Here is a 16,739-nt window from a genome sequence, read left to right as displayed (position 1 = left end):
TATGTGTTTAGCCGTGTTCGTCTCGGCTGGCATATGGCTGCCAGTTATGTTTGTCTCCTTCCTCTGATGCGTGCCGCTCGCAGATTTTTCTCACTACACTATCAGGGGCAAACTTATGTACAGACTGAGCGACTTTTATCGCCTCAGTGCCGCACTAACTGGCTACGAAGAAGTCGAGTTACAAGGCACAGGCGTCGGCTCTGTTTACTGTCAGACACTCAGTAAATGGGTCCGCCAGGACGTCATTGAGGCACTTTACGCTCAGGCAGAGCAGATTGGTGCACTCGACAATGATGCCAGTCAGGCACGCTTTTACGACCAGATCTGGAATAGCGCCAAACTCGGGCCCGTTGCCAGAAACATTATCAAAATGTGGTACCTCTCCATCTGGTATCAGCTGCCAGCTGATTGGAATGCCCTCTATGGGGTCGACGATTTCAGCGCCGATAAACAACCCGTTGAAGACTATGTGATCTCAAGCAATGCCTATATTCAGGGCCTGGTCTGGAATGCACTGGGCAGTCACCCTATGGGTGCTAAACAGCCTGGATATGGTACCTGGGCCTTCCCCGGAGACACAGCAAAAACACACAACCTGGATTAAGGAGCCACACATGACACATCATCATAACGACTACGACGTTGTCATCGTCGGTGCCGGTATTGCAGGTGCCATTATGGCTAAACAACTGGGTGAACAAGGCAAACACGTGTTGGTCCTGGAAGCCGGTACAGGCACTGACGGACGTTTCTTCGATCAGGGTAAAGAACAGGGTTATGAATCCTACATGGAGCGCTTTTTTACTGCCATGGCTAAGATCCCCAATGCGCCCTATCCCAATAACCCCAATGCCCCTCAACCCTTAGTGACAGATATTCAGAAGCCACCGCTCGATAAACCCGTTAGCGACCATGGGTATTTTGTCCAGTATGGCCCGGATCCCTTTGCCAGCACCTATACCCGTAGCGAAGGTGGTACAACTTTGCACTGGCTTGGCACCTGTTTGCGTATGCTGCCTGAAGACTTTGAACTGCAAAGCCGGTTCGGCCGGGGCCGGGATTGGCCAATCAGCTATCAGGAATTACAACCCTGGTACGAAATAGCAGAGCAGCATATCGGGGTCTCGGCAAATGCCGACGTGCAAAACTATCATCAGATTGACAATCCCAGTGTGCAGTTACCATTTGCAGAAAATTACAATTACCCGATGGAGCAAATACCGCAGAGTTTTCTCGATCAGTACCTCGCCAAAGGGCTGCAAGGTATGCAAGTTAACATTGATGATCACACCTACCCCATTGATGTCGTCGCAACACCGCAAGGGCGCAACGGCATGCCACGCGGTGATTATCGCCCGGTGGGGGCTGTCGGTAATCCAGACCTTGGCCAGCGCTGCGCAGGTAACTCAAACTGTGTGCCCATTTGTCCTATTCAGGCCAAATATTCTGCCTTAAAAACACTGGAGCAAGCCAAACAGACTGGCAATGTAACCATAGAAACACAGGCAGTGGCCTATCACCTGGCCGTAGATGACAACACCCAGAACATCTCCAAAGTGCACTACAAGCGCTACCACTCTACAGATTCTGCGGCTTTCGAAGATAAAGCCGTGACAGGCAAAATCGTGGTCCTTGCCGCCCATGCCGTCGAAAATGCCAAACTCTTATTGGCCTCCAATGTCGCTAACTCCAGTGATCAGGTTGGTCGCAACCTGATGGACCATCCAACTATGCTGACCTGGGGTCTGATGCCATGCAAAATTGGCGCATTCCGGGGACCTGGCTCAACGTCCGGGATCCCGTCGCTGCGCGGTGGCGCATTTCGTGCCGATCAGGCCGCATTTCGCATTGAGATAGGCAACTGGGGCTGGAGCTGGCCAGAAGGCGCCCCCATTGCCACGGTGCCTGATCTGATCGACAAACAAGGGTTATTTGGCCCGGCACTGCGTCACAAAATCGCAGAGGAATACCCGCGCATGTTCCGCTTTGGTTTTTTGGTCGAGCAGTTACCAGATCCTGATAACCGCGTCACCATAGACGATCAATACCGGGATCAGCTGGGCAACTACCGACCCGTGATCCATTACAAAGTGACAGACTACACGCGCGCCGGGATGGCACAAGCCAAAGAAGTGTCGGATGCCATTTTCCAACGGCTTGGTGTAGAACCCTTCACCCAGTACAAAACCAGCGATCCGGGCTATGTGCAATATCAGGGCAAGGGCTATGTCTACAACGGTGCCGGACACCTGGTTGGGACACACCTGATGGGTAAGGACCCGACAGACTCAGTGGTTAATCGCGATCAGCGCAGCTGGGATCACCCCAACCTCTACCTGGTTGGCTGCGGCAATATGCCCACCATTGCGACCAGTAATCCGACTTTAACCATGGCAGCACTGACCTTCTGGGCTGCTGACAACGTGTTAAACGCACTCGACCAGTATTGATGAGGGACCAGCCATGTATCACAAACTGCAAAAACGCCCAATAGAAACGCTCGAACAGCTGCATCATGACCTGCAACTGGCCATTGAACTGGAGTTCTCCACACTACCGGTCTATCTCACCGCCTTATATTCCATAAAAGAAGGCACTAATCAGTGCGCCTACACAGTGATCCGCTCAGTCGTGATGGAGGAGATGTTTCACCTGACCAATGCCGCAAATCTGTTGATCGCCACCGGAGGCAGCCCCGCGATTAATAGCCCGGAGTTTCTGCCCACCTTTCCGACTAAACTGCCTGACGGCGAGACCTGGTTTGAAGCAGACTTGCAAAAGTTCAGCCCGACAGCACTGCGAAACTTTCTCAAAATTGAAATGCCCGCCGATCTGGCAAAAGCGGGGGATATCACCATAGGTGAATTCTATGTCGGTATTGAGAGAGGTTTAGAAGCTCTGCATAACCGCTATGGCCCCGCGCTGTTCCCTGCAGATTGCCATGACAAACAAATCGCGCATAAGTATTACTATGGCGGCGGCGGAGAGATCACGCCGATCACCGATCTGGACTCGGCCAATTTTGCACTCAATGCCATTGTTGCCCAGGGTGAAGGCGTACCAGAAAAACACTGGAACCCAGAACAACCTTTCCCGCTTGGGGAAACCACAGGCATAGACAGCGGCGACCATCAGCTCTTCATGCAACCCCGTGAGCTGTCTCACTATTATCGCTTTAATGAATTGCTGCTGGGTTGTCGCTACGTGCAAGGCAATACGCCCAACTCGGGACCAACTGGTCCCGCTATTCCCATTGATTATCGGCAGGTTTATCCAGTTTTGAAAAATCCTCAGCCAGAAAGCTATCAACCCTTCGAGGCCATCGCCCGGCTAGATACGGAATTTAACCTGACCCTGAGCCTGCTGTTGGATCAACTTCACCTCGCATTCAATGGCCAGCCTGACATATTGGTTGCTGCGGTAGGCACTATGTTTGGACTCAAAGAAAAAGCCCAGAATATGATGCGCGTGCCACTGCCTGATGGCAGCGGTCATCACGCAGCCCCCACCTGGCGCTACATCCCCATAGATAAACGTCCGGGAGCATGCTGATATGACCACAAGACGCTTCGATCACATTATCGTGATCATGTTTGAAAACCAGTATCGTGGTTATGTGATGAATAACCCTTACATGCGCAACCTGGCCGCACAGGGCGTTGAACTGACCAACAGTTTTGGCGTGATGCACCCGTCGCAAACCAATTATATCGCCTCACTCGCGGGTGAGCTGTGCAATGTGACCGACGATGAAGTGCCACCCAGGTTACCGCAACGCACCCTGGTTGACCTGATAGAGGACTCAGCGCAAAACCTCGACTGGCGTGCCTACATGGAAAGCTATGTGGCGGGCTGGACGCCCTGGAAAGCAAACAACTTCACGCCCATAGACAGCTATCCGTATGTACTCAAGCACGACCCCTTTTCGTCATTTGCCCGCATTCTCGACAGCGAAGCGCGCTGGCAGAAAATTGGTAACGAGGCACAGTTCTACCAGGATTTACTCAACGATAACCTGCCCGAGTTTGCCTGGTTTACTCCCAACATGTGGCACGATGGGCATTATTTGCTTGGCACCAAAGACAACGACCTCAAAGGCGAGCGTGCGCCAGTGCTGGTGGATCAGCAGGCAGACTGGCTGAAGTCGTTTTTTGCCTCGATTAATTTCCCCGGCCCGGATAGCAAGCTCCCCGACAACACCCTGGTGGTCGTTACCTACGACGAGGCCGATTTTGAGTCGGATTATGACACCAAACAGAAGTACAAATATTACTACGACGGGCCGAATCAGATTTATACGGTGTTACTGGGCGATACCCTGACCCCCTCACAGCAACACGAAGGGTACAACCATTACTCTTTGTTGCGGACCATCGAAGAAAACTTTTCGCTCGGTACGCTGGGCAAGAACGACCGCCATGCGAACTATTTCCGCTTTTTATGGGATGAATCGCTGCACTGGCAACGAGCTCAGTCGGTGCCGCAGCTGGAACAGGTCTGCGAGCTGCAAGCCGCCAGCCTGGATGAGCAACTTTACCTCTTCTATACACGACATGATCAGCCCGGTCAGTTGTACTGCACCAGCTTTGACGGCCATAGCTGGTCAGCGCCATTGCAGCTTCAGGCGAATTGTAAAGATCAGCTTCAGCTCAGTGCGCAGGGCAATACACTGGTGCTGGGATATCGTGATATGGACTTACGTATTACTCTGCACACCCTATCAACCGATCAGGGCTGGCAAACCTTATCTGCTCCGAGCAATGAAAGCATATCAGCCCTGGCATTACAGGTGTTACCAGAGAGCCACGACTTGCTAGTGGTATATCGCGATCAGCAGGGCTGCATGCAAGCACAGCGTTATGCCCAGCAACAGTGGCAACCTCAGCCACAACCTCTGGTGTGCAAACCCACAGGCCCATTCACTTTAGCCTCATTGGGCAGCAATACCCTGCTGATATATCGCGAAGGCAATGGTCAGGCGCTGGCCTGTCTGAGCTATAACAGTGCAGAATTTAATGTCACAGATGTGAGTAACAGCAGCTATGCCGGACCACAAGATAATGCAGTAAGTCACCAGTGGTCTACCAATGGGTTTGGCATTGGCCATTTTTCACAGGCTCCCTGTAAATTGACGCCCGATGAGCCAGAGCCGCAGGAACACAGTTATCAGAGTGAAGGCAATCTGGCCGCAGCAACGCTCGATGGTGTGCTCCACTTGTTTCACAATGCTCCCAACAGCCAGCAGCTACTGAGCGCCTGCTTTTCTATTCCGGGTGTGCTCACCAGTCAGCAGGCAGTCTCCTACGATCCAGCTAAAGCCGATACCACCAGCAACGGCTATGGCACTATGGCCGAAGCAGGCTGGAGTGAGCAACAGATGCTCAACAACGCCCATCGCGACCCAGGCACCCCGCTGTGCGCTACGCGCTATCAGGATCAGCTTTGGTGCTTCTATATGAGTAGCCATGACCAGCAGTTGCGGGCCCATGTAGCCGCTTACTTATCGACAGATCATCGCGCTACATAAAGGTCATGCAGAGGCAACTAACAATGACAATCGATTTAAGATGAATCAGTAAGTACAGACGAAGGCAGCCAGGGATCCCGCCGCCTTCGAGCAGTCACTGTAGGGATCAGCCTATGGCACTTTGGGAACCCCCCAGGGTGCCAGTAGCAATTAATGAGGAAACCATCATGACTGACGTAACGCCCCCAGATCTTTCAAAACCTTTGCTGATCGACCCGGCACAGGAAAACCCGCCAGCGCCAACAACAGAGTTGGGCCCGCTACAACACCTGGTCGGTACCTGGACCAATCAACCTTTGGGTAACTCCGGCATGGGGGGAACGGACAAACCGTTTTCTTACTGCCTGATGCCACTGCCTCAGGAAACCAGCTATATCCTGAAAAACTTTGCTTACTATGAAGAATTAACCTTTTCGGCCATTCACGGCACGGCCCCCAACCGCGGAGGCTTAGGCACGCAAGTTGCCAACACCCTGTTTTACGAGCAGCGCGTCTACTTTGCCGATGGCCCGGCAAAAGATCAGCTGGTGCATGCCGAAAATGGCTCACTGCTGTTCCTGACCGATCAGAAACAACTGCTGGGGCCTTATGGCAACGGGGAAAAGCCAGGGATCGGAACTGAAACAGTACCTAACAGTGTACCACCCACACAAGCCTATGACTTTATCAAGCAAATGTCGGTACCACATGGTAACTCTATTCTGGCCAGCGGGCATTTTCAGTCAGGCACAGGTGTGCCCACCATTCCGATGCTGAGCAAGAGCGACGTCTTGCCCATGGGCCTGCCCCATGATGTCAGCACCGATCAGTACAGCACCAAAAGTGTCGGTAACCTGAATCCGGATTTTACCCTGAACCCCAATCAGCCACTGAATAATGCACTGGAAGTCTCACCGCCTAAGAAGTTTATTCTGCTGGAAGTCGATACCGCGCACTCCGGCATTCCGGTCACCAACATTGGCTTTGAACAGCAACACGCCAACGTCAGCCGTTACGCCATCAGCTATTGGCTGGAATCACTCGATGGCAGTGATAACTTTACCCAGTTGCAGTACTCGCAAAATATCACCATGGAGATCCCCATTCAGAGCCAGCTCGTCACCTTCCCGCACATCACGACCAATACCTTAGTCAAAAAGGCCTAAGTGCAGCGGACATAAAAAAACCGGACTGACATCAGTCCGGTTTTCTTTTTTACAAGCTTAGATAGGCGAGCCTGGCGGCATCGGCAGGGCTTTAAAGCCTTGCGGCCATTGACCACTTTCCAGATACTGCGCCACTAAGTCCGCCAGATAAGTGTCGAATGCATCGGCCTTGCTGCTGCCACCAAACAGAGAGTCGTCACTGTACTGTTCTACCAGCTGACTCAGATAGTAACGCAACTGAGCCTGGACTTCCGGTGCCAGCTTATCGCTGCTACCCAGTTCTGCCAGGCGATAAGCTGTTAAAAACTGCACACGCTGCGCCAGTTTTGTAGCCATGCCCGACTCTGCTTTCGGCTGAAAAACATGCTGATATACCGTGTTCAGCAGATCGTCGCTGTTCAGGTTGGCATGATTACGAGCCCCCTGCTGCGCCAATCGATTCAGCCGCTGCGGGTTCAGCAATAAGCTCAAAGTATGCTGAGCCGCCACTTCTGGCAACGCCATCGCATCCAGTGTCAGACCGGTACGGCCTTTGATGCTTTCACGAGTTTTATACTCACCATAGGCTTTAGGCGGGATCAACGCCAGCACCGATTCCGGGATCATCAGCTGCTCAGGAGACAAGGTATCCAGCAGGGCTGAGAGTGCAGCTTGCTGCTGCGCCTTGCCTACCACTTGTGCACCTTTCGCAGTCTGCGCGCCACGCACTTCATAGTCGTAGTCTACACCACCGATCAGTTTCACTGCCGATTCCACCTGATAACGATGGAACAAGTACAACGGCACCAGCTTTTCTTCCAGCTGAGATAAGGCTTCACCGGTTTTGATGTTATTCAGGCCAAAGCGGGTCAGCGCCTTGCGACGAATATCCAACACCCGCGTTAATTCAGCTGCCGGGTCACCGCCGTTATCCCACAGGTGGGCAGTCGGATGTGCACCGCCCTTAGGACGGGCATCGGCATCCGAGATAAACTCCAGCCCTTTGCTCTTGTTTTCAGCCAGAATCGCCGCCAGTGCCTGAGCTTCGTCTTGTGCGGTAAAGTCACTGTAGCCATACTTGATCACTTGGGTATCCCACTCCCCCATGCCTGATGCGTAGCCTTTGCTGATGTCCAGCTCACCCTGATCGTTCATGCCCACCAGCGGATGCGGATAATCCATTACGGAGGCACGGTCTTTCACAGATGCCGAGAAGTTATGGGCAATCCCCAATGTGTGACCAATTTCGTGGGCACTGAGCTGACGAATACGGTCCAGCGCCATGGCATGCAGATGCGCGGTCACTTCATCACCTTTTACAAATGGCGCAGCTAACGCTTCGGCAATCAGAATGTCCTGGCGCACACGCAACGAGCCCAGGGTGACATGGCCTTTAATGATCTCACCAGTCCGCGGGTCTATCACAGATGCTCCATATGACCAACCACGGGTTGCGCGGTGGACCCACTGGATCACGTTGTAACGAATGTCCATAGGATCAGCATTTTCCGGCAGTACTTTGACCTGAAAGGCATTTTTGTAACCCGCCGCAGCAAAGGCCTGATCCCACCAGCGCGCACCATCCAGTAGTGCAGTCTTCACCGGCTCGGGCACGCCCGGATCCAGGTAATATACAATGGGCTCGACCGGCTCAGAGACTTTTGCAGTCGGGTCTTTCTTATTCAAACGGTGACGAGGAATATAACGCACATACATAGACTCGCTCAGCGGCGCTGAGTAATCCTTATGCTCAATGCTCCAGTAACCCGACTGCGGATGGAATGCGCGGGGCTGATAATTGTCATCCGGCAGCTCAATCAGCGAGTGGTGCTGATGGACTGTCACCGCATAGGGGTTGGCCGTCGCCTGCTTCACATACTCACCGGGCTTGCTGCCTTTAAAAGTCAGGACCGCTTCCAGCTCGGTGTTTTTCATAAAGGCTTTTGAGCGTGGCATATAAGTCGCGCTGCGGCTGGAATCCAGGCTGTAACTGCCCTGCTTGCGCGCTGCCAGCGTCCGCGACACACCGTGGACATCCGACAACAGATAAGGGGTGTAATCAATCAAGACACTGTCATCATCTTCGGCGACCACTTTAAAGCCATTTAAAATGCTGGAGGCAAACGCCTCTTTCACGCTTTGCTGCTCTGCCGGATTGTCGGCACTGGCACGAAAATAGGTATTCAGAGCACGCAGCATCACCTTGTCACCAAAGCGCTCGAACTGCACCAGGTAAGTACTGCCCAGCTGACCACGGTCTAATCCAATGTCGTTGGATCCGACACCGTACGGCAGGCTATGCTGGAGTAAGAATGGCTGCGAGAGTTTATCCACATCCAGGTAAATTTTACCACTGGCAGGGTCGCTGTAGAACGCATAAAACCCAGGGAAATGGTTGAGTTTGTCAGTAAATTCATCAATAGACTTAATTGCAGCGTGCGCTTGGGGTATCATAGCAAGCAGCAAAGCCGAGAGCATGTGAGGTGCAAAGCGTGTTTTTCGCATTTTCTTATCTTTGTTGTGTTAGGTTAGATGACTGGTACCTCATTTGTATATTAAATCGTATACAAAATACAGTTATTTAGGACAAAATTCAGCGCTGTTTGTGGCCTGCTCTCTCACTCTATCAGGGCTGCAACATAACCGTTATCAGGACTAAAATTTATGCGTAGACTTCCACCGGTGTTAATTGAAGACGGCTGTTCCCGTGAACTGGTTTCTCTGATCCGAACCATTCTGGCTGCCTGTAAAGAAATCTCTTTCCGCGTAGGTCAGGGCGCGCTGTCAGGCGTGTTGGGCTCAACGCTGGATGAAAACATTCAGGGCGAAACTCAGAAGAAACTCGACGTATTGTCTAACCAGCTACTCAAAGACATTCTGCTGGAATCTGGCTATGTAAAAGCCATTGCCTCAGAAGAAGAAGAAGGCACGGTAGCAGGCAGCCCGGATGCCAAATTTATTGTCGCATTCGATCCGCTGGACGGTTCTTCTAATACCGATATCAATTCGCTGGTAGGCACCATCTTCTCCATTATGGAAGCCCCGGAAGACGCGGATCCGGCTGATCCGGCTATCTTTATGCAGCCGGGCCACAAGCAAGTAGCCGCTGGCTACGTCCTGTATGGCCCGTGCACCACACTGGCACTGACCACAGGTAAAGGCACACGTATCTTCACGCTGGATAAAACCCACGGCAGTTTCCTGCTGACAGAAGAATTTGCCAAAATCCCGGAAGACACTAAAGAATTTGCCATCAATGCGTCAAACCAGCGTCACTGGCAACCGGCCATGCAAAGCTACATCAACGACCTGCTGGCAGGCGACACAGGCCCGCGCGGTAAAAACTTCAACATGCGCTGGATTGCAGCCATGGTAGGTGATGTACACCGCGTGCTATGTCGCGGCGGCCTGTTTACCTACCCGGCCGACACCAAAAACCCGGAAAAGCCATACAAACTGCGCCTGATGTACGAAGCCAACCCGATGGCCATGCTGGTAGAACAAGCCGGCGGCCTGGCCCATACCGGTGAGCAACGCATTCTGGATATCGACCCGGAGCATATCCACCAGCGCGTAGCGGTGATCTTAGGCTCGAAAAACGAAGTCGAAGCGTGTCTTGGATATCATAAGTAACCCCCTTATTTAGCGACACACTTTATACGCCATGGTGAGTTCGCCATGGCGTTTTTATCTCCCTGCTTTTCTCATCATAACCGTCACTGCAACCTGCCTCTCACAACCCCTTCTGCACCATGGTAAACTGAGCCGAACAATGACACAAGTACACCATTATGGCAGCTTCAGAGAGCATGACTTTTACTTAGATATTTACCGAGACTGCGTAGATGGAGCCTATTTTGCAAAGTCAGCTTTTATTGCCCACAAAGAACATCTAGAAGCTTCAACTGGTAGTAGCTATGAATATTCACAGTCAAAAAGCTGGGAAGACGGATTTAACTTTGCCCTGCATGCCAAACGCCCGCACAACGAAGCACGCTGGTTTTTACGTCAAGCTTACAATTACCAGCTAGTGCACTTTAAGCGCCATTTATTCCCGCAACAGCGCCATGAGCTGCGTATTGACGACGTGGCTATCAGCCGCCCGGGGGAGCGACTCAGTCACGGCATTCATCCGTCGGGCTGGTACGACACCATTATGCTGGCACTGGCTTACAACGACGGTGAAGCACTGGCCTGGCTGGATGAATTTGACGAGCAGGCGATGGAATACGACGCTAACGCCCGATTTATTCAGCCCTTACAGCTGGCTGAGTTTCACATTGTCAAAGCCATTTTAAAGCCGCAATCCCGGGATCTGGTGCAGGCCATCCAGGCCTATATGCAAGTAGACTTGTCGAATTTGACCGGTGATGATGCGTTTTATACGCAACACATCGCTTTGCCGAAAATCGACTGTCTGTTCAGCGTCTTTTGCCATGAGGACGAACAAACCTATTGCGCAAAGATGTGCGACGCGCTGGATAAGTTTGGCTTATATGTAAAAAAGCACATGACGAGGACGAAATCTTTCAGCACTTTGCATTAAAGTTGCTCGGGTCTGCTCGCCTGGCCTATCGCAATAAAGGCTATCTGATCCCAGATCACCCTTATCTGCCGCAATGGCTGATCACCGAGGATCTCCACGAAATGGCACCCCCACCCCAGCCAGATTCGCTGTAATCAGGTGCCATGCCACACAGAACAAAAAGCCATGGCCGCTTGTGCGTGCCATGGCTTTCTCTTAATCAAACCGTACTAACGTGTCATTACTGACAATTGGCAATTTCTTTCCATGGGCCCAATGAGGCCGGGTTGTTGCCCTGAGTCCACCACTTCGCTTCATAGGTTTTACCGCCAAAGGTCACCTGATCACCGCCGGTGTATACCTGAGTTTCATTCCAGGGTGCCGGGCAAGAATTGCCAGGTTCAAAGGTCACCTGTACGCTGTGCGTCGCAGACAATGCCGGGAAGGTGTAGCTTGACTGCGCTGTCACACTCACGCCATCGACTTTCAGAGTGGCGACACGATAACCACTGTCTGGTACAAAGGTCAGCGTAAAGTCGGTGTTGCCTTTCGCGCTGATCACACCACTTGCATCCGGCGCTGGTGAAATGCTACCACCCGTGCCCACAACCGTTGCCGTGATATCGTAGAATACCGGCACGTCAATCACTGCATCAACAAAGTTACCCGATACGTAATCGAAGTTTGCAGCGCTGAGGCTGTTCAGATCGGTGTTTTTCAGTACCAGGCGCTTCTTGTCACCTTTTGATGCCGTTTCATCCAGCGTGATAACCGTATCAGCACCTTCCTGCGTTAGCACCAGCATAGAGAAGGTGTAGTTGAACAGTGGCATGCTGATCACAGTTTTTGCAGGGTCGAAGCTGTTAACCGTCAGTGACATATTCCAGCCCCAGTTGCGGCTGTTCAGTGGCACGATGAAGCCCAGGCGGTCATAACCACCAGTGACGTTATCAAACATCTCAGGCGTCAGATCAGCCACTGTCAGGCCTACCAGCTCAACCGAGCTGTAAATACCGCCATCTTTAGCCTGTACGCCGACGACCAAAGCGGTGTCTGTTTCGTAGGCTTTCAGGTGCTTAAAGCCAATTCCTGCGGTGCCACGGATCTTATCCAACTGAGGATTGAAGCCCGTCACGGTTTGCTTACCAGACCACGCAATTTCATAGATATCCGACTGGGCGATCACCGCTTCGGTATTAACGTTCACAGCCGCAGCCGATACGCCTTCGAGCACCACACGCTGACCAGCAAACGCTAATTCAACACCGGCAGGAACATCTGACACAGACAGGTTACTCAGTGGTGCAGCAGCCTGCCAATCACGCAAGATGATGCGATCTTCGCCAACAGTGAAATCACGTACTGTGGTCACTGAGCCGCTCTGCTCGTGCAGTTCAATGGTGTCTGCACCACCGCCTGGCAGTACTAAGTCGTTCCCCCAACCCGCGGAGAGCTTTTCATCGTATTTAGAACCTTCGATAACGTCATCTGCTGGCGTGTCGAAGATGGTGTTGTAGCCACCGAACTTATGTACATATTTGGTGATACAGGTACCCAGTTCATCACAGGTGATTTCATCCTTGGTCAGCAAGCGTGCTGTACCCCAGGCACCACGTAAGTGTGCCGCAGCCAGCAGGCCAGACATGGTTGCTTGTACTGTGATGGCGTTACCATTGTCGTCTGTGCCAGGCCAGCTCTTAGCCAGTGCCTGCTCCCAGGTCATGTTGGCATCGGTCAGCAACTGCGTCATCACGCCATAGTTAAACCGCATAGCATCGCGCATCACCAGTTCCTGATTATCCGGGATCAGCAGATCAGCAAACGAGTTGACGCCATTCTTACCAACAAAGGTTCCTTCCCAGCGGTTTACATCCGTTGCCTGGATTTGGTTACCGCCTGAGCCGACGATCTCAACCAGGGCTTCCGTTTTACAGCCAATCCAGGTGCTGTCTTCCACAAACACATAGAAACTGTCGTATTCCTTACCATCCACTGTCACTACTTTCGGGCTATAGTAACCAGCATCGATCAGTACCGCTTCACCCAGCTGATAACCCACGAAACCCCAGGCATTCATCGAGTTATACTGCATGGTTTTGAACATCTCGGCGCTATACGGAGTTTGTGAGTTGTAGATGCCGTCAATGCCCAGCTTAGTGAAGAACTGATTAATGGTGGTATCTTCCGGGATCATGCTGCCTGTTGAACAGTCACGTACCATACGACCAGGCGCTGACACTTTGGCATACTTGTAAACCGGGTTATTCAGGTTCTCAAGGTAAAAGTCAGCCAGAGCAGGGTTAATACCCGATTCGAAGTTTCTTAAGCTATCCAAAAAGTCCTGTACGCCTGTTCCCGCTGACGCAGAACAACTTAAGATTACGGCTACTGCACATCCTGTCATTTTCAATTTCATTAGGTGTTTCCTCATTATTTTTTTAATCGAAACAAATCCAGCAATATCAACCCGATCAGGGCAACAATTTTAATGAACATCCGCGACCCAACCCTAAGCCGCCTACCAATAAACCCGCATTAGTTATCCACACCGGGTTTATATCGCTGAAGCAGTGAGCTAACCTATCTTGCTGAATCTACAAAACAGGCATTTCTATTTGCTCAACTAATATACAAGCTAGCGTTCGCAAAATAATAAGTCAATCGTTTTTACAAAATTTATTGCAATAAAGTTTCACGGGTAAAATCAGGCGACAACAGATGAAATAAGGCAAGCCGGGCAAACTTGCCTTAACCGAGTAGAAGTGTGGGCACATCGCACCAGCCCGGCAAACAGTGCCAGGGCATTCAGTGAATGTCCCCTTATCCGCACACCTGGGCAACCCTCCTTGCCAGGTGATGTGCGGATTGACCAGTTAAAACCGAACTGGTCTAAAGGAAGCGGGCACTTCCCTTATTCTGAGGCCGCACGGCATGGGATACCGTGCACAAAGTCAGTGTTAGAAGCGAACACTGGCACCCACAAAGTAACGCGTACCAAACTCATCGACAGCGTGGACGATATTGCCTGCTGTTGGCTGTCTTAGCACCAGCGCCTCATTGAGCAGGTTAATCGCTTCAAACGACACATCAACGTTGTCGGTAACATGCCACACCACCGAGGCATCAACCTGATCGTATGCATCGTTCAGGCTATCCAGGCTGCTGCCGTTATACTGGCGTACCCAGTCATCACGGTAGTTGTAAGCGAGGCGCACACTGAACAGGTCGTTTTCATAGTAACCCGACAGGTTATAGGAGTTTTGTGATACTTCTTCGATGGGCATTTCCTTACCCGTCGAGTCAGTGCGGCTGCTATCGGTATAGGTGTAGTTTGCCTGTATACCAAAGCCGTTTTCAAACGCATGCTGATACTGTAATTCAATACCACGTACATCGGCTGTACCGACGTTACGCGAACGCGTCACCAGACACCCTTCACCACATCCTGGGTAGAACTCAGCAGCAGTCGTTTGCTCAATGTAGTCACTGATGTTCTTCACAAACAAGGTCGCACCTAGCACGGAAGACGGGTTGAAGTACCATTCGACACCCATGTCGTATTGGTCTGACTTATACGGGTCCAGATCCGGGCTACCGACATTCGCTGTTTTAAAGCTCTCTGAAATAATGTCCGCAACTTTCATGTCGTCATAGTCTGGTCGTGATACCGTTGATCCCGCCGCAAATCGGAAGATCATGTCTTCGCTCAGATCGATCGCCAGGTTCAGGCTGGGAAGATAATTCGTATAACTTTTATCGACTTCTCCCTTCACCCCATTGATTTCACCTTTGGAGAGAATATCGGTTTCGACTACACGCAAGCCTAAGTTACCGCGGAAGCCTTCTCCTGAGAAGTTGGCTTTTACGTACGCAGCGGCAATGTCCTCTTCAATAGAGAAGGCATCTTTCACTGTGACAGTGCCCGGCGCATTGCTACGCGCATAGTCCCACAACCCGCGAGTACCGATTGGAAAACCTGATAAGCTACCCGCACGCCCTTCGGCACTATGCAGGCCCGACACAAAACCACCGTTAAAGTCGCCAAGAGTCAGTCGTTCCCCCCCTTCACGGATGGCGTCAACATTCAGATCCTGGTTATTTTCCTGGTATGAAAACACTTGTTCCTGGAACTTAATACCAGCCTGGATTGAAGTCATCACAGGTGAATCCAGCTCAAAGGTAAAATCGGCCTGAATGTAATCTATCTCATTATCGCGTTCATAATTGATATAGGTATATTCATGGAACAGTTCAAAATTATCATGACTACTCATATAATCCGGGTTGACCGGAATAAGCTCTAACGGGCCGCTCACATCATAAGAAAAACCTGAATTGGCACGCTCACTGATATCACCCCACCAGGTACTTGTCTGGCCAATTCGGCCTTGGGCGGTTGACTGACCAAGGACAAAGTCGGCAGACCAGGACTCTGCCTGATAATTCGCAGTAAAGTTAATAACATCCGTTTGCATATCTGGCGTACGCAATACCGTGTTGTTGAACAGAGGAGCGCGACCTGGGCCTGAGGCTGTGACCGTTGCTGCGGTAACAATCCCTTGCTCATTCACTCTGACCGAATCACCCTGCAAGGTACCGTAATCCATGATGGTGAATAGAGCCGAGTTAATGTGGTCGTTTTCCAGTTCGAACAAATTGTAATCCAGGCCAAGTGTCAGCGCATCGCTCGGCGCATACTGAACACTGATCTGGCTACTGCTGCGTTCTCTGTCTTCATCGAACAGAATAGATGCCGCACAACAAGACGTTTTTCTGAGTACACCATTACTGTCTTCGAGTGTCGTTGCACCAGGAGGGCCGAATGTGGATAACGTCTCGCGATATACCTTCGACTCTTCATTTGAATAGGCAACCAGGATACCAAAGTTTTCCTGCTCGTTTTTCCAGCTTGCCAGACCTGAGTAGGCTGGCGACCACTCTTTGGCGTTGCCATGATAGGCATTTTCTACGGACGCAAATACGGTACCTGAGTCCATATCCAGAGGCTTGCGGGTTTTAAGGTTAACCGTACCACCCATAGCGCCCTCGTTGATATCCGACTCAACCGACTTATACACATCCATACCGGAGATTTGTTCTGACGCAAGCATTTCAAAGTTAAAGCTACGGTTCACACCACCCAGGTCAAACCAACCGACACTGGCAACGTTCTGGCCATTCAGCAACACCATGCTGTGCTCAGGCGCAGTACCACGCACTGTTACACCGCTGACCTCACCAAAGGTTCTGACCACAGTCACACCCGGAATACGCTGCATCGCATCACCGATGTTCTTATCCGGGAATTTACCGATGTCTTCAGCCGAAATCGAGTCGACAACAGAGTTGGCGAAACGCTTGGTGTTCAGCGCCTCCGTGAGGCTACGTCTGATCCCTCTTACTTCAATGGTTTCAATTGCCTGATTCGCACCAGTCTGTTCCTCAGCCGCAGCACCAAACGACATACCCGACAACGCTGTTGCTACACATACTGCCACGTAACTGGATTTCAGATAGTTATTCATATACTTGGTTTTTACCTTTGAGCCCTGATTTTTCATGC

At 51.4% G+C, this 16,739-nt stretch carries 10 protein-coding genes; 7 read left to right on the top strand and 3 right to left on the bottom strand.

All coding sequences use genetic code 11. From position 1 onward, the window contains the following. Positions 1-115 precede the first annotated feature (115 nt). The 5 genes from AT705_RS14430 (at position 116) to AT705_RS14410 (ending at position 6,672) form a co-directional block, all read left to right on the top strand. Complete coding sequence (locus AT705_RS14430) at positions 116-604, top strand: hypothetical protein (RefSeq protein WP_058797098.1); 489 nt, start codon at positions 116-118, stop codon at positions 602-604. Between the two features lie 10 nt (positions 605-614). Beyond that, positions 615-2,450, top strand: coding sequence for a GMC family oxidoreductase (locus AT705_RS14425; RefSeq protein ID WP_058797097.1), 1,836 nt, complete (start codon positions 615-617; stop codon positions 2,448-2,450). A gap of 13 nt (positions 2,451-2,463) precedes the next feature. Continuing rightward, complete coding sequence (locus tag AT705_RS14420; protein WP_058797096.1) at positions 2,464-3,552, top strand: ferritin-like domain-containing protein; 1,089 nt, start codon at positions 2,464-2,466, stop codon at positions 3,550-3,552. A 1-nt stretch (position 3,553) separates the two neighbouring features. Then, entirely contained in the window at positions 3,554-5,527 is a 1,974-nt protein-coding gene (locus AT705_RS14415) for an alkaline phosphatase family protein (protein ID WP_058797095.1), read from the top strand. Between the two features lie 113 nt (positions 5,528-5,640). Then, the gene (locus AT705_RS14410) at positions 5,641-6,672 is read left to right on the top strand and encodes a heme-binding protein (RefSeq protein ID WP_237113737.1); all 1,032 of its coding nucleotides are present in this window, start codon (positions 5,641-5,643) and stop codon (positions 6,670-6,672) included. A 57-nt stretch (positions 6,673-6,729) separates the two neighbouring features. On the opposite strand, the gene AT705_RS14405 is transcribed toward AT705_RS14410, so the two are convergent. After that, positions 6,730-9,156, bottom strand: coding sequence for a zinc-dependent metalloprotease (locus tag AT705_RS14405; RefSeq protein WP_058797093.1), 2,427 nt, complete (start codon positions 9,154-9,156; stop codon positions 6,730-6,732). 159 nt (positions 9,157-9,315) lie between these two features. Here AT705_RS14405 and AT705_RS14400 point away from each other — a divergent pair, with 159 nt between their 5' ends. Continuing rightward, complete coding sequence (locus AT705_RS14400; RefSeq protein WP_058797092.1) at positions 9,316-10,284, top strand: class 1 fructose-bisphosphatase; 969 nt, start codon at positions 9,316-9,318, stop codon at positions 10,282-10,284. Between the two features lie 139 nt (positions 10,285-10,423). Then, on the top strand, positions 10,424-11,197 hold the full coding sequence (locus AT705_RS14395; protein ID WP_058797091.1) for a hypothetical protein: 774 nt from the start codon (positions 10,424-10,426) through the stop codon (positions 11,195-11,197). A 220-nt stretch (positions 11,198-11,417) separates the two neighbouring features. On the opposite strand, the gene AT705_RS14390 is transcribed toward AT705_RS14395, so the two are convergent. Next, positions 11,418-13,592, bottom strand: a complete 2,175-nt coding sequence (locus AT705_RS14390) for a carbohydrate-binding protein (RefSeq protein ID WP_058797090.1) — start codon at positions 13,590-13,592, stop codon at positions 11,418-11,420. A 541-nt stretch (positions 13,593-14,133) separates the two neighbouring features. Beyond that, on the bottom strand, positions 14,134-16,737 hold the full coding sequence (locus AT705_RS14385) for a TonB-dependent receptor (RefSeq protein ID WP_058797089.1): 2,604 nt from the start codon (positions 16,735-16,737) through the stop codon (positions 14,134-14,136). Between the last annotated feature and the right edge of the window lie 2 nt (positions 16,738-16,739).

Source organism: Pseudoalteromonas rubra (genome assembly GCF_001482385.1).
Taxonomy (GTDB): Bacteria; Pseudomonadota; Gammaproteobacteria; order Enterobacterales; family Alteromonadaceae; genus Pseudoalteromonas; species Pseudoalteromonas ardens.
Note: the sequence above shows the minus strand (reverse complement) of the source record. Positions and strands in the feature narration are given on the sequence as shown.

Bases quoted from the DNA above. Each gene is read 5' to 3' on its own strand.
- AT705_RS14430 (WP_058797098.1), top strand. From the start codon at position 116: ATGTACAGACTGAGCGACTTTTATCGCCTCAGTGCCGCACTAACTGGC.
- AT705_RS14425 (WP_058797097.1), top strand. From the start codon at position 615: ATGACACATCATCATAACGACTACGACGTTGTCATCGTCGGTGCCGGT.
- AT705_RS14420 (WP_058797096.1), top strand. From the start codon at position 2,464: ATGTATCACAAACTGCAAAAACGCCCAATAGAAACGCTCGAACAGCTG.
- AT705_RS14415 (WP_058797095.1), top strand. From the start codon at position 3,554: ATGACCACAAGACGCTTCGATCACATTATCGTGATCATGTTTGAAAAC.
- AT705_RS14410 (WP_237113737.1), top strand. From the start codon at position 5,641: ATGGCACTTTGGGAACCCCCCAGGGTGCCAGTAGCAATTAATGAGGAA.
- AT705_RS14405 (WP_058797093.1), bottom strand. From the start codon at position 9,156: ATGCGAAAAACACGCTTTGCACCTCACATGCTCTCGGCTTTGCTGCTT.
- AT705_RS14400 (WP_058797092.1), top strand. From the start codon at position 9,316: ATGCGTAGACTTCCACCGGTGTTAATTGAAGACGGCTGTTCCCGTGAA.
- AT705_RS14395 (WP_058797091.1), top strand. From the start codon at position 10,424: ATGACACAAGTACACCATTATGGCAGCTTCAGAGAGCATGACTTTTAC.
- AT705_RS14390 (WP_058797090.1), bottom strand. From the start codon at position 13,592: ATGAAATTGAAAATGACAGGATGTGCAGTAGCCGTAATCTTAAGTTGT.
- AT705_RS14385 (WP_058797089.1), bottom strand. From the start codon at position 16,737: ATGAAAAATCAGGGCTCAAAGGTAAAAACCAAGTATATGAATAACTAT.